At 68.3% G+C, this 13,786-nt stretch carries 9 protein-coding genes; 5 read left to right on the top strand and 4 right to left on the bottom strand.

Going from position 1 to position 13,786, the window contains the following annotated elements:
• Positions 1 to 28: 28 nt before the first annotated feature.
• From GII31_RS11920 to ypfJ, 4 genes are all read right to left on the bottom strand, one after another.
• The gene (locus GII31_RS11920; protein ID WP_213243310.1) at positions 29 to 955 is read right to left on the bottom strand and encodes an ABC transporter permease; all 927 of its coding nucleotides are present in this window, start codon (positions 953 to 955) and stop codon (positions 29 to 31) included.
• Positions 952 to 1,797, bottom strand: coding sequence for an ABC transporter ATP-binding protein (locus tag GII31_RS11915; RefSeq protein WP_246221837.1), 846 nt, complete (start codon positions 1,795 to 1,797; stop codon positions 952 to 954). Before GII31_RS11915 ends, GII31_RS11920 begins: the two co-directional genes overlap by 4 nt.
• A complete protein-coding gene (locus GII31_RS11910) occupies positions 1,728 to 2,234 on the bottom strand; it encodes a hypothetical protein (protein ID WP_246221836.1) in 507 nt (168 codons plus the stop codon). Before GII31_RS11910 ends, GII31_RS11915 begins: the two co-directional genes overlap by 70 nt.
• Positions 2,235 to 2,328: 94 nt before the next feature.
• On the bottom strand, positions 2,329 to 3,186 hold the full coding sequence (gene ypfJ / locus GII31_RS11905) for a KPN_02809 family neutral zinc metallopeptidase (RefSeq protein ID WP_213243309.1): 858 nt from the start codon (positions 3,184 to 3,186) through the stop codon (positions 2,329 to 2,331).
• Positions 3,187 to 3,334: 148 nt separating this feature from the next.
• On the opposite strand from ypfJ, the gene aspS reads away from it, so the two are divergent.
• The 5 genes from aspS to GII31_RS11880 all read left to right on the top strand — a co-directional run bounded on the left by aspS (position 3,335) and on the right by GII31_RS11880 (position 13,780).
• Positions 3,335 to 5,128, top strand: a complete 1,794-nt coding sequence (gene aspS, locus GII31_RS11900; RefSeq protein WP_213243307.1) for an aspartate--tRNA ligase — start codon at positions 3,335 to 3,337, stop codon at positions 5,126 to 5,128.
• Between the two features lie 156 nt (positions 5,129 to 5,284).
• A complete protein-coding gene (locus GII31_RS11895; RefSeq protein WP_213243306.1) occupies positions 5,285 to 8,764 on the top strand; it encodes a transglutaminase family protein in 3,480 nt (1,159 codons plus the stop codon).
• Complete coding sequence (locus tag GII31_RS11890; RefSeq protein ID WP_407649809.1) at positions 8,761 to 11,448, top strand: circularly permuted type 2 ATP-grasp protein; 2,688 nt, start codon at positions 8,761 to 8,763, stop codon at positions 11,446 to 11,448. The genes GII31_RS11895 and GII31_RS11890 overlap by 4 nt, the downstream gene beginning before the upstream one ends.
• On the top strand, positions 11,448 to 12,446 hold the full coding sequence (locus GII31_RS11885; RefSeq protein ID WP_213250221.1) for a transglutaminase family protein: 999 nt from the start codon (positions 11,448 to 11,450) through the stop codon (positions 12,444 to 12,446). The genes GII31_RS11890 and GII31_RS11885 overlap by 1 nt, the downstream gene beginning before the upstream one ends.
• Positions 12,447 to 12,583: 137 nt before the next feature.
• Complete coding sequence (locus GII31_RS11880; RefSeq protein ID WP_260839953.1) at positions 12,584 to 13,780, top strand: protein kinase family protein; 1,197 nt, start codon at positions 12,584 to 12,586, stop codon at positions 13,778 to 13,780.
• Positions 13,781 to 13,786: the final 6 nt, after the last annotated feature.

Below are 13,786 nucleotides of genomic sequence, written 5' to 3'. Positions count from 1 at the left end.
GCGATATGCAGTGTCCGGGGGTGTGCCGTCAGTTGCCGCCGCGCAGGTCCGCCCGCGACAGGCGGATCATGCCGATGACGAAGAACCCGATGGAGATCGCCCCGAAATACAGCATCGAACCGAGTGCGCCGCCGAACGGGCTGTCGAAGGTGACCATCTGTCCGGCACCGATCTCGGCGTTGCGGAACGGCGACCACCGCTGCAACAGAATCCCGAAGTCACCTTGCAGGAACTCGACGAACTTCTCCACCCCGAACTTCCACAGCAGGATCAGCATCACCACGAGTCCGGGACGGGGCAGCAGCGCCGACAGGCCGATGCCGAGCGCGATGACGAGCACGGTCAGCAGCGGGGTGCCCAGCCACAACCGCACCCCGTCGTAGGAGAACACGTCGACCCGGCCCCACACGTCGGGGAAAAGCCGGTGGTATCCCCACATGATGCCGAAGGTGGTGACCATCGCGGTCACGCCCGCGATGGCGCCGAACACGATGAGCTTGGCCACCGGCAGCAACCACCGGCGCGGCTGGACGGCGAACGCGATCTCGGCGGTGCCGTCACGGAACTCGGCGCAGAACGAGTTGACCGCGCCGGTCATCAGGATGAACGTGGAGAACACGAGGATCCAGTAGGCGGCGTTGTTGGTGTCCATACCGCCGCTGCCATCGATCTTGCTGAGCTGGGCGGCCTTGGCGATGCCGAAGTTGAGCACCGCGGGGATGAGTACCGCCAACGGGATGACGGCGTACCACAGGGGGCTGCGGACACTGAGTTTGGCGAGTTCGGCGCGCACCGACCGGGCCAGGAACGTCGCGACACCCGCCCGGTCGGATGGGTCCGTCGGGTGGGTGACGGGCACCGAATGAGTACTGGGCACCGAATGAGTATTGGGCACCGAAGGCGTGACGGGCACCGGGTCGGCGGGCCGGTCGTCGTCGGCGCGGCGATGGGTCATCGGGCTGATCCGCCCGCGACGTAGTCGACGCTGGTGCGGGTGATCTCCAGATACGCCGATTCCAACCGGCGCGGTCCGGAACCGAGTGCGAGGACATCGTCGCGGCTCGCATCGGTGAGCACCCGGCCCTTGCCCATGATGATGATGCGGTGCGCGGTGATCTCGACCTCCGACAGGCTGTGTGAGGCCACCAGCAGTGTTTTACCCTGCCCGGTGAGCGTGGCGAACAGTTCACGCAGCCACAGTGTGCCCTCGACGTCGAGGCCGTTGGCCGGCTCGTCCAGGACCACCGACCGCGGATCGCCCAGTAATGCGGTGGCGATGCCGAGACGCTGCAACATCCCGTACGAGAACCTGCCCGTCAGGCGTCCCGCGACCGGTGCCAGGCCGACCAGCTCGAGTACCCGGTCGGCCTCGTCGGCGGGAACCCCGGCCAACCGTGCCTGCCACTTCAGGTGCCGTCGGGCGGTGTGTTTGGGGTGGTGCGCGAACGGATTGAGACCGAATCCGATGGCGCGTCCCAGCTGCGGGATCGCGCGCAGACTACGACCTTCGACGGTGATGGTCCCCGCGTCCGGGGCGGTCAGCCCGGCGATCATCCGCAGGACCGTCGTCTTGCCGGCGCCGTTGGGTCCGAGCAGGTAGGTGAGCGAGCCGGCGTCGGCACCGAGGGTCACATCGTCGACGACCACGGTGTCGCCGAACCTTTTGGACACTCCCGACACCGCGATCCCCCGGTCACGGGGGATCACCGGCGCGCCCGGTGCGGGGTTCAGTAGCCCCAGCTCGTGACGCCGTTGCAGCCGGATGCCTTGCAGTTGGCCTTCCAGTCGAACTTCCACAGACCGCCCTGGCGGACGTAGTAGTAGGTGAACGACTGGGCGGGGAACCCGGCCATGACGCCGTTGCCGCGGATGGTCATCCGGTTGCCGTTGACCACGGGCTTGCCCACCACGCGCCCCTGGATGGAGAAGAAGTCGTAGGTGCGGCTCGTCGCCATCACATTGCGCAGATTCTTCTGCACCGTCGGATTGTTGCCGTTGACGCTGACCTCGAACTTCGGATTGATCGGCAGGTTCGGGTTCCAGAAGGCCGCGTACTGACGTTCCATCTCGGCGATGGAGGGCTGGGCGGACCGTACGTAGAGGTCGGCCACCTTGCCGCTGCGGATCGACACGTCGGCCGAGGCCGGCGAGACCAGCCCCACCGACAGGAGCATCGCGAACACGCCTACCGTCACCACACGCACCATCCGCCGCATCACAGCTCCCTTGTTCACCGTCGAGACTTCACTGACTGGGTGAACGGTATAAAGGCGGGTGAACTTAGTCAAGCCTAAGCACCCTGACGGTGAACTCCTGCTACCGGACCGGTCAGCCGAGGTCGGTGGCCGAGAAAGTGTCACATGAGCCGGGGTCGCCGCTCTTGTAACCGGTGCTGAACCACTTCACACGCTGCTTCGCCGAACCGTGCGTCCAGCCCTCCGGGTTGGAGTTGGAACCCTGGATGGTGTCGTCGCCGATCGCACGCGCGGTCTGGATGGCCGTGGCGATCTGGTCGGAGGTCAGCGGCTCCAGCATGGCGTCCTCGCCCTTGTCGGCGTGGTAGGCCCATACGCCCGCGTAGCAGTCCGCCTGCAGCTCGATGCGCACCGAACCGGACGTGGCGCCGTGTGAACCCATCTGGTTGCCCTTCTGCAAGGCACCGGTGAGGTTCTGCACATGATGCCCGTACTCGTGGGCCACCACGTACATCTGCGACAGCGGGCCGTCGCTGCCGCCCATCCGCACCAGGGTGTCGAAGAACGTGGGATCGAAGTAGGCCGTCTTGTCCGCCGGGCAGTAGAACGGGCCCGTCGACGACGACGCCGCACCGCAGCCGGTGTCGACCGCGTCGGAGAAGATGACGGTCTTCGGCTCGGTGTAACCCTGCATCAGGTCGGACCAGACCCGGTCGAGGCTGATCGTGGTGTATTTGATCCGGCATATGGTGTCGGTGTTGGCCTTCTCGATGGTGCAGGTGTTCAGATGCTGATCGATCTCGGACACCGCCGCGGTGTCATTGCCGCTGTCGCCGCCACCCATGATGTCGCCCGGATTGAGCCCGAACAGCAACGCCACGATGGTCACCAACAGGCCGGCACCGCCGCCGAGTGCGATCTTGCCGCCGCGACCGCCGCCGCCGCCGGAGACGTTGTCGGTTTCGATGGATCCACTGCCCCTGAAAGTCACGGAGAACATCATGGCACGGTGAGCTGCGGGAAACCGCCCGACACCTCGCATGTCGTACGCCGCGCCCGGCGTCGGGAGTCGGTTGTGGCCTCTCGTACCAGATGGGGCACCATGGAGGAGCCGATACGCCCCTTGGGAAGGACCCTCAGTGCTCCGCACACATCTCGCCGGATCGTTGCGCCGCAGCGATGCCTCGCAGACCGTCACCGTCGCCGGTTGGGTCGCGCACCGCCGCGACCACGGCGGCGTGGTCTTCATCGACCTGCGTGACAGCTCCGGACTGGTGCAGGTGGTGTTCCGCAACGACGAGGTCGCCGCCGCCGCGCACCGGCTGCGCGCCGAGTACTGCGTCGCGGTGACCGGCGTCGTCGAAGCACGTCCCGAGGGCAGCGAGAACCCGAACCTGGCGTCCGGGGAGATCGAGATCAACGCGGTATCGCTCGAGGTACTCAACGAATCGGCGCCGCTTCCGTTCCAGCTCGACGAGTCGCCCGGTGAGGAGGCGCGCCTGCGTCACCGCTACCTCGACCTGCGCCGAGAGGGCCCGGCCAAGGCGATCCGGCTGCGTTCCCAGGTGAGCGCGGCCGCCCGTGGAGTGCTCGCCGAGCACGACTTCGTGGAGATCGAAACCCCCACCCTGACCCGCTCGACCCCCGAGGGCGCCCGCGACTTCCTGGTGCCCGCACGCCTGCAGCCCGGCACGTTCTACGCGCTGCCGCAGTCGCCGCAGCTGTTCAAGCAGTTGCTGATGGTGGCCGGGATGGAGCGCTACTACCAGATCGCGCGCTGCTACCGCGACGAGGACTTCCGCGCCGACCGGCAGCCCGAGTTCACCCAGCTCGACATCGAGATGAGCTTTGTCGACCAGGACGACGTCATCGCGCTGGCCGAGCAGATTCTCATCGCGCTGTGGAAGCTGATCGGGGTGGAGATCTCCGCGCCCATTCCACGTATGACCTACGCCGAGGCGATGCGCCGCTACGGCTCGGACAAGCCCGATCTGCGGTTCGGTATCGAACTGGTCGAATGCACCGAGTTCTTCGCCGATACCCCGTTCCGGGTGTTCAAGGCCCCGTACGTGGGTGCGGTCGTGATGCCCGGCGGCGCCTCGCAGCCGCGGCGTCAGCTCGACGCCTGGCAGGAATGGGCCAAACAGCGTGGTGCCAAGGGGCTTGCATACATCCTGGTGCAGGAGGACGGCACCCTCGGCGGGCCTGTCGCCAAGAACCTGTCCGACGCCGAACGGGCCGGCATCGTCGAGCATGTGGGTGCCGTGCCCGGCGACTGCATCTTCTTCGCCGCCGGACCGGTCAAGGCCCAGCGTGCGCTGCTGGGTGCCGCGCGCGGCGAGATCGCCTCGCGCCTGGGCCTGATCAAGGACGACGACTGGGCGTTCACGTGGGTCGTGGACGCCCCGCTGTTCGAGCCGGCCGACGAGGCCACCGCCTCCGGCGACGTGGCGGTCGGCTCGGGGGCGTGGACCGCGGTGCATCACGCGTTCACCTCGCCCACACCCGAATCGCTGGAGTTGCTCGACACCGATCCGGGTGCCGCGCTGGCCTACGCCTACGACATCGTGTGCAACGGCAACGAGATCGGCGGCGGGTCGATCCGTATCCACCGGCGCGACGTTCAGGAGAAGGTGTTCTCGATCATGGGTATCGGCCATGACGAGGCGCAGGAGAAGTTCGGCTTCCTGCTCGACGCGTTCGCCTTCGGCGCGCCGCCGCACGGCGGCATCGCGTTCGGCTGGGACCGGATCACCGCCCTGCTGGCGGGGGAGAACTCGATCCGTGAGGTCATCGCGTTCCCCAAGTCCGGCGGCGGCGTCGATCCGCTCACCGACGCCCCGGCGACGATCACCGCACAGCAGCGCAGGGAATCGGGCATCGACGCCAAGCCGGTGGTGCGCACCGAAACCCAGGCGGCCGTGGCCGAATAGGCCCCGTCGCCGATCCGCCATCGGATGTGGGAGGTACCCGGCCCGGGTGCCTCCCACATCCGTTGTCACTGTGATCCGTTCATCGTGTTCTCCGCATGCCAAGCGCGCCAACACATTGTGTGATGAGATTTCCACCATGACTGCGGAGGTACTGAGATGACAATCAAGGTCGCGCTGGAACACCGGACGAGCTACGCCTTCGACAGGCCCGTCAAGATCTTCCCGCACGTGGTCCGGCTGCGTCCGGCCCCGCATTCGCGCACGCCGATCGAGGCGTACTCGCTCACGATCGAGCCCGACGATCACTTCCTGAACTGGCAGCAGGACGCGTTCGCCAATTATCAGGCGCGCCTGGTGTTCCCGAAGCCGTCGAGCACGCTGTCGATCACGGTCAGCCTGATCGCCGATCTCACCGCCATCAACCCGTTCGACTTCTTCGTCGAGGACTGGGCCGAGAACTACGGATTCACATATCCCGAGGACCTGCGCCGCGACCTGGAGGTCTATCTGCGCCCGATCGGCGTCACCGAGGGCGAGTTTTCGGGCGCGCCAATCCATCCCGAGGTGGCGCTCTTCGCCGAGAAGTACCGGCCCGACGGCGCGATGCGGGTCATCGATTTCCTGGTGGCGGTCAATCAGGCGGTCTGCTCGGCGGTCAACTACACCGTCCGGCTCGAAGCGGGTGTGCAGACACCCGAACACACCCTGTCCAGTGCGATCGGATCGTGCCGCGACTCGGCGTGGCTGCTGGTGGCATTGCTGCGCCACCTCGGGCTCGCCGCACGGTTCGTCTCCGGCTATCTCGTGCAGCTGACCTCCGATATCAAGGCCATCGACGGACCATCCGGTCCGGCTGCGGACTTCACCGACCTGCACGCCTGGGCCGAGGTGTACCTGCCCGGTGCCGGCTGGGTCGGCATGGATCCCACGTCCGGGCTGTTCGCCGGGGAAGGGCACATCCCGCTCGCGGCCACACCGCATCCCGGCGGTGCCGCACCGATCACCGGTGCGACCGGCCCATGTCACGCCACCCTCGACTTCTCCAACACCGTCACCCGCTTTCACGAAGACCCGCGGGTCACCCTGCCGTATACGTCCGAGCAGTGGAACAAGGTTCTGGATCTGGGCGCCGGGCTCGACAAACGGATGCGGGATAACGATGTCCGCCTGACGATGGGCGGTGAGCCCACGTTCGTCTCCACCGAGAACCAGACCGATCCGGACTGGACCACCGCTGCCGACGGCCCACACAAGCGACTGCTGGCCTCCAGGCTGACCGAACGCCTGAAGGCCGACTACGCACCCCAGGGGCTGGTGCAGCGCAGCCAGGGAAAGTGGTACCCGGGGGAGCCTCTGCCGCGCTGGCAGATCGCACTGCTGTGGCGGACCGACGGTAAACCGATCTGGCGCCGCCCCGAACTGCTCGCCGACCCGTGGACGAGCATGGAGGCCACGCGCGCGGCCATCGACACCGAGACCTCCGGGCCCCGTCCGGGCCAGGCGGCCGGGCACGCCCGCGCCAGGGCACTGCTGGTGGCGTTCGCCGATGCGCTGGGCCTGCCGGGCACCCAGGTGATGCCGGCCTTCGAGGATCCGCTTGCCCGGATGCGGGAGCTGGCGGCGCTGCCGCCCGGTGACCCGGCCGCCGATCCGACCCTGGTCACCCAGCTCACCGTCGCCCTGGCCGAGGCGGCCGTCGACGTCGAGGAGCCCGAGGACGAGGCCGACGACCTGGACCCGACCGCCGACTCGGTGCGGGCGCGGCAGGCGTTGCTGGCCAGGCTCGACGAGGCGGTCACGGTCCCCACCGCGTATGTGCTGCCGCTCAACAGGTCCGACGACGGCACGGCGTGGCAGTCGGCGCAGTGGACGATGCGCCGCGGCCGGATCGTGCTGACCCCGGGTACGTCACCGGCGGGTCTGCGCCTGCCGCTCGACTCGCTCTCGTGGGGTCCGGCGCCCACGGTCTTCGAGTCCGATCCGTCGGTGCGCAGGCCGGAGCTGCCCGACGATGTCGGCGGTGCGGTCGGGTACATCGTGAAGCGGACCGACCCGAGCGAATTCCTGCCGCGCACCGCGCTCGTGGCGCAGGTGCGCGGCGATGTGCTGCACGTGTTCCTGCCGCCGACCTCGTGCCTCGAGGAGTATCTGGCGATGATCGAGATGATCGAGAACGCCGCGGCCACCACGCAGGCCCCGGTGGTCGTCGAGGGCTACGGTCCGCCCGGCGACGCCCGTCTGACCTCGCTCACCGTCACCCCCGACCCGGGCGTCATCGAGGTCAACATCCAGCCCACCACCGGTTTCGCCGAGCAGTCCGAGCTGCTCGAATCGCTGTACGAACACGCCCGGCACGTCGCACTGGGCACCGAGAGCTTCGACCTGGACGGCAGCCACGGCGGCACCGGCGGCGGCAACCACATCACCCTGGGCGGCCCGACCCCGGCCGATTCGCCGATGCTGCGCCGTCCGGATCTGCTGGTCTCGATGCTGACCTACTGGCAGCGGCACCCGGCGCTGTCGTACCTGTTCTCCGGACGGTTCGTGGGCACAACCTCGCAGGCGCCCCGCGCCGACGAAGGACGCGAATCGTCGCTGTACGAGATGGAGATCGCATTCGCCGAGATCGACCGGCTCGCCGTCCGGGGTGAACCGGGCACCGGGTGGGACGCCCCGCCCAATCCGTGGGTGACCGACCGGGCGCTGCGACATCTGCTCACCGACATCACCGGCAACACCCACCGCGCGGAGTTCTGTATCGACAAGCTCTACAGCCCGGACTCGCCGCGCGGACGCCTGGGTCTGCTGGAGTTGCGGGCGTTCGAGATGCCGCCGCATCACCGCATGGCGATGGTGCAGTCGCTGCTGGTGCGTTCGCTGGTGTCCTGGTTCTGGGAGCAGCCCTACCGGGGCCGGCTGATCCGGCACGGCGCCGACCTCCACGGCAAGTACCTGCTGCCGTACTACCTGATCCGCGACATCGGCGCCGTCGCCGAGGACCTACGGGAGGCGGGATACTCGTTCGACACGGCCTGGCTGGCTCCGTTCACCGAATTCCGTTTCCCCCGGCTGGGCACGGTGCAGATCCGGGACCACGAGGTGGAACTGCGCGGCGCCATCGAACCGTGGAACACCCTGGGCGAGGAATCGACCGGCGCGGGGACCGCCCGCTACGTCGATTCCTCCGTGGAGCGGGTGCAGGTGCGGGTGTCCGGCGGTGAGGACGACCGGTTCATCCTCACCTGCAACGGCCATCCGATCCCGCTGCGCTCGACCGGAATCCCCGGCGAACGGGTCGCCGGTATCCGGTTCCGGGCCTGGCAACCGCCCAGTTCGCTGCACCCGACCATCACCGTCGACACGCCGCTGACCTTCGATCTCGTGGACCAGGTGGCCGGCCGGTCCGTCGGTGGTGCCACCTACCACGTGGTTCATCCCGGCGGGCGGGCCTACGATCGTCCGCCGGTCAACGCGGTGGAGGCCGAATCCCGGCGAAACGGCAGGTTCGAGGCGGCCGGGCACACCGCCGGACACGTCGATATCGGTGTCCTGCGGGAGCGGATGGCGCGTGGTGCGATCGACTCGGGGGTCCCCGGAATCCTGGACCTGAGGCGCGCACGTACAGTTCTTCGGTGACCGTTTCACCTGGCGTCGATGTCGCGGACAACACCTTTCCCACGGTGTTCGACCGTTACCGGACCGATGCCGGTGTCGCATCGTATGACGAGATGCTCGACGGTGCGGGCAAGATCCGGCCGGGCTGGGCCGAGTTGGTGGCCGGGTACGGCGTGCGCGGGGGCACCTGGCTCGGGGAGGCCGCGCACCGTCTGGCCGGTGCCGTCCTCGATGAGGGCATCGTCTACAACGAGTACGACGGCGACACGACCGTGACCCGGGACTGGGTGGTCGATCCGGCGCCGCTGATGGTCGATGGCGCCGAATGGGCGCGGCTGGAGAAGGCGATAGCGCAGCGTTCGACGCTGCTGGATCTGCTGCTGCGCGACATCTACCACGACCGGAAGCTGATCTCGCGTGGTCTGGTGCCGCCCGAGATGATCTTCGGTCACCCCGGATACCTGCGCAAGGCCGCCCACCTGGATGTGGCCGCGCCGCACGCGCTGTTCCTGCACGCGCTCGACCTGGGCCGCGGTGCCGACGGCAGGCATCTGGTGTATGCGGACCGCACTCAGGCGCCGTCGGGGATCGGCTACGCGCTGGCCGACCGCCGGATCCTCTCGCACACCTTCGCGCAACTGTTCCAGGAGTGTGCGCCCCGCCCGATCTCGACGTTCGTGCAGACCCTGCGCCTGGCGTTGCTCGACTACGCCCCGCCCGGTGTGGAAGACCCGGTGGTGGCGGTCCTGAGCCCCGGCAGCATGTCCGAAACTGCCTTCGACCAGGCATATCTCGCGTCCACACTCGGTGTGCCACTCGTCGAGGGAGCCGACCTGACCGTGCGCGACGGCGCCGTGTACATGCGTTCGCTCGGCAAGTTCCGTCGTGTCGATGTGCTCCTGCGGCGTGTCGACGCCGAATTCGTGGACCCCCTCGACCTGCGCACCGACTCCCAGCTCGGGGTGGCCGGTCTGGTAGAGGCGATCTCGCGCGGCAACGTCACGGTTGTCAACACCCTCGGCAGTGGTGTCCTGGAGAATCCGGCGCTGCACACCGTCCTCGACGCGGTCGCGCGCGCACTGCTCGACGAGCCGCTCATGCTCGAATCGGTGCCCACGTTCTGGGCCGGTACGCCCGACGGGTTGGCGGCGATCACCGCCGGCGCCGAATCGATGGTGCTCACCAATGTGCGGACCGGCGAGGAGATTGTGGGCGCCTTCACCACTTCGGAGCAGCTGGCCGAGTTGCTCGCCCGGATCAGAACGCAGACCTGGCAGTGGGTCGGCAGGTCGATGATGCAGTACTCCAGCGCGCCGACGATGCTTTCCGGAGCCACCGGCCCGGTGTCCTCGGCGGGGCCCGGTCGCGCCCCGGTGTCGCTGCGCGCGTTCAGCCTGGCGCGCGGGCAGTCCTACGCCGTGATGCCCGGAGCGCTGGGGTCGGTGCTCGTCGACGGCGCGGCGGGCCAGGCGATGACCACGGTCGCGGCCAAGGACGTCTGGCTGACCAGCGCAGGTTCCGGCGGGCACGTGTCCCGAAAGTCGCAGTCCCGTACAGAACCGGCCGAGGTCGTCGACGTGTCGCCGACGCGCCCGCGTTCGGCGCGGGTGAGCGCCGGTGACTACCCCGGTGCGGTGGTGGCCAGCCCCCGGGTGCTGTCGGATCTGTTCTGGGTGGGGCGCTACCTCGAGCGGGTGGACGGCACCACCAGGCTCGCCAAGGTGTGTCAGTCGCGGCACGAGGACGTGCAGCGTCGCCCATGGGTGGGGTTGCCGAAGGTGGCGCCGGTGCTGCTGCAGGCCACCGGATGGATGACCGGCACCGCCGAGTATCTCGGCACCAGGGCGCTGCTGGAGGCCGAACCGGGCGCCGAGTGCGAGGACTTCCTGACCGCCATCGCCAAACTGACCGCCGACCGGCAGGTGCCCGGAACGATCGCGTATTCACGGATGCGGCTGGTGGGGGCGATCCGAGCGGTCCGCGATCAGATGACCACGAGCACGTGGATGGTGCTCGCGCCGGCCGAACGGGCGATCGCCCGGCTGGCCAAGCTGCTGACGGCCGAGGTGGACCCGTCTACCCCGCAGATCGAATTGGGACCGGAACTGGCCCAGGTCCACGATGACATCCTGTTCGCGGTCCTGGCGCTGTCGGGACTGCAGGCCGAATCGATGGTGCAGGACCCGGGCTGGTTCCTGCTCGACCTGGGCCGGCGCGCCGAGCGGGCCATCACGCTGGCCGACCTGACGGCGGCCCTGTTCGTCGATGTGCACGAGGCGGACCTGGAACAGCCGTTGCTGGAGTCGTTCCTGGTGGCCAACGAGTCCTCGGTGACCTATCGGCGCCGCAACCGCGGCCTGATCCGGTTGGGTGCGGTGCTGGAACTGATGCTGTTCGACGAGTCCAATCCGCGGTCGATGGTGTATCAGCTGACCACGATGATGCGCGATCTGACGGCGTTGCCGGACACGATCCGGTCGGCCGGTGCCGAACGGATCGTGGAGGATCTGACGGCCGGGCTGCGGCGTGCGGACCCGGTCGACCTGACCGCCGCCGACGCGGAATCACGCCGTGCCGAGCTGGGAGAGTTGATGACGACACTGCGTGACGGTGTCCGGGAGATGTCCGACCTGCTGGCGCGGACCCGGTTCGCACAGCCACGTGCGCTGCGGCCGTTGTGGGCCGGCGGCGGGAGCGGTGGATGATGTCGGCGCGCGAGAACACCTCGGCGGCCTTCACGACCGTCGGCGGCGGTGTGCGGGCGCCGCACACCCGTCGCTATCGGGTGATGCATCGCACGGCCTACAGCTACAACGATGTGGTCTCCTCGTCCTACGGCCGCTGCTATCTGCGGCCCCGGGATCTGCGGCACCAGCGTGTGCTCTCCGCGGGGGTGACCATCGATCCGGTGCCGGACGACCGGTCGACGGGTATCGACGTGTACGGCAACAGCGATGTCTATTTCCACGTGCATTCCCCGCATCGTGAGCTGGTGGTGACCGCCGAGTCGCTGGTCGAGGTCGATCCGATCGCGCCGGAGCTGTTCGAGTCGCCCGGCGCGACGCAGCGCTGGGAGCAGGCCCGTCCCGGGCCGGCCGGGTCGGCGGTGCTGCGTGAGTTCGCGATGGACCTCTATCCACCGGAGATCACGCCCGCGGTACACGCCTATGCAGCGCAGGTGTTCGTTCCGGGACGGCCGCTGCTGGAGGCGGTGGGTGAGCTGACCACCAGGATCTTCCACGACTTCACCTACGAATCGGGTTCGACGGCCATCAGCACGAAGGTCGACACGGTGCTCGAGCGGCGCAAGGGTGTGTGCCAGGATTTCGCCCGGGTCGCGCTGGCGTGTCTGCGGTCGGTGGGGCTGGCCGGGCGGTACGAGTCCGGGTACCTGGCCACCGATCCGCCGCCGGGGCGGGAACGGATCTACGGCGCCGACGCCAGCCATGCCTGGGCCGCGGTGTGGGTGCCCGGCGATGCCGGTGCTCCCGCAGGCCCCGGTCAGGATCCGGACGCCGCCGAACCGGGCTATTGGGTGGCCTTCGATCCGACCAACGACAAGTGGGTGGACGAGCGGCACGTGACGGTGGCGTGGGGGCGAGACTACGACGATGTGCCGCCGCTACGTGGGGTGATCTACACCGATTCGACGCGCAGTGAGATCTCGGTGTCGGTCGATGTGGGCCCGGTCGATCCGGTCTGAGCGGTTTCGCTGAGGCGGAGCACATGCGGATCGCGAGATGCGATTCGCCATCTGCAATGTGCCACAGCGTAAATGGCGTTTAGGTAAATGAACAACAATGACGCATGTCACCGCTATTGGGTAGGTTGGTCAGTGCCATGACGGTACTTACAGAGGGTCGCATCATCAGCGTGCTGCGCGCAGCCGAGGCCGTATTGTCTCAGCGTGCGGGGTCGGCGGTCGTACTCGAGGATCCGAAGGACCTCGGAGGCAGCGGCCGCACCACGGTGGTCCGGGTGCGTGTTGCCCAGAACCCGTTCTCACAGGCGCGAACACTGGTGATCAAGGCATTGCCGATCGACGAGGAACCACACGCCTTCCATCGCGAGATCGCCGCCTACAAATACGCCACCACACTGCCTACGCGGTCACGGCCCGGGCCGCAGATCATCGCCTCCGACACCGACGCGCGCGTCCTGGTGCTCAGCGACCTCGGCCACGGGCGGTCGATGCCGGACCTGCTCGGGGGACGCGACGTCACCGAGGCGATGCACGCGGTCAGCGCGTGGGGGCAGGCACTCGGCCGGATGCACGCGGCCACGTTCGGCGGGGAGGGCGACTTCCGGGCCCTGCTGCGGCGCGGCTCCGGCAGCGCCGAGGACGTGCACGTGCTGCGCGATCAGGCCGTGCGGGCGTTCGCGCTCTTCGCCGGGGCCCTGGAAGGACTGGATGTGCCGGTGCCCGCACGGGTCACCGGCATGCTCGCCAACGCGTGCGAACTGTTCACCGAGGGAGAGCACCGCGCCTTCAGCACCTCGGACGTCGGCCCGGAGAACATCCTGATCAACGGCGACGGCGTGCAGTTCATGGACTACGAGTGGGGCGGCTTCCGGGACGCGGTGCTCGACGTCGCCTATGCGCAGGTCACCTGCAGCTCCGCGTTGTCGTCGGTCGATCCGGCCGTCCGCGAGCAGTTCGAAGAGGCAATGGTCGACGCGTGGTGCGCCGAGGTGTCCGGGATCTGGCCGTCGCTGTCCAATCGTCGGGTCCTGGCCCGCAGGCTGCTGGCGGCCCGGTTGCTGTGGGTGTGGCTGTCCACGGTGTGGATGCTGCCGCTGGACGGTGTCGAATCCACCGTCGCCGACATCGTGGCGGCCGGGATCTCCGACACATCCTCGCCGTTGAGCAGCGGAAACGGCAACCTGCACGACCTGACCCTGTACACCTCGGATCCGCGGGTGCTGGTCAACCGGTGGGCCGACCTGGCGAGGGCGGCCACCCGCGCCGAGGACACGATGCTGGCGACGATGGCGGTCCGTCTCGGCGCCGCCCTCACCCGTGACTGGCTCACCTGAGTCCAC

Origin of the sequence: Gordonia pseudamarae (genome assembly GCF_025273675.1) — a bacterium.
In the GTDB taxonomy this organism is placed as follows: Bacteria; Actinomycetota; Actinomycetes; order Mycobacteriales; family Mycobacteriaceae; genus Gordonia; species Gordonia pseudamarae.
Note: the sequence above shows the minus strand (reverse complement) of the source record. Positions and strands in the feature narration are given on the sequence as shown.

Coding starts and splice junctions, on each gene's coding strand:
- GII31_RS11885 (WP_213250221.1), top strand. CDS start 11,448: ATGTCGGCGCGCGAGAACACCTCGGCGGCCTTCACGACCGTCGGCGGC.
- GII31_RS11880 (WP_260839953.1), top strand. CDS start 12,584: ATGACGGTACTTACAGAGGGTCGCATCATCAGCGTGCTGCGCGCAGCC.
- GII31_RS11895 (WP_213243306.1), top strand. CDS start 5,285: ATGACAATCAAGGTCGCGCTGGAACACCGGACGAGCTACGCCTTCGAC.
- GII31_RS11920 (WP_213243310.1), bottom strand. CDS start 955: ATGACCCATCGCCGCGCCGACGACGACCGGCCCGCCGACCCGGTGCCC.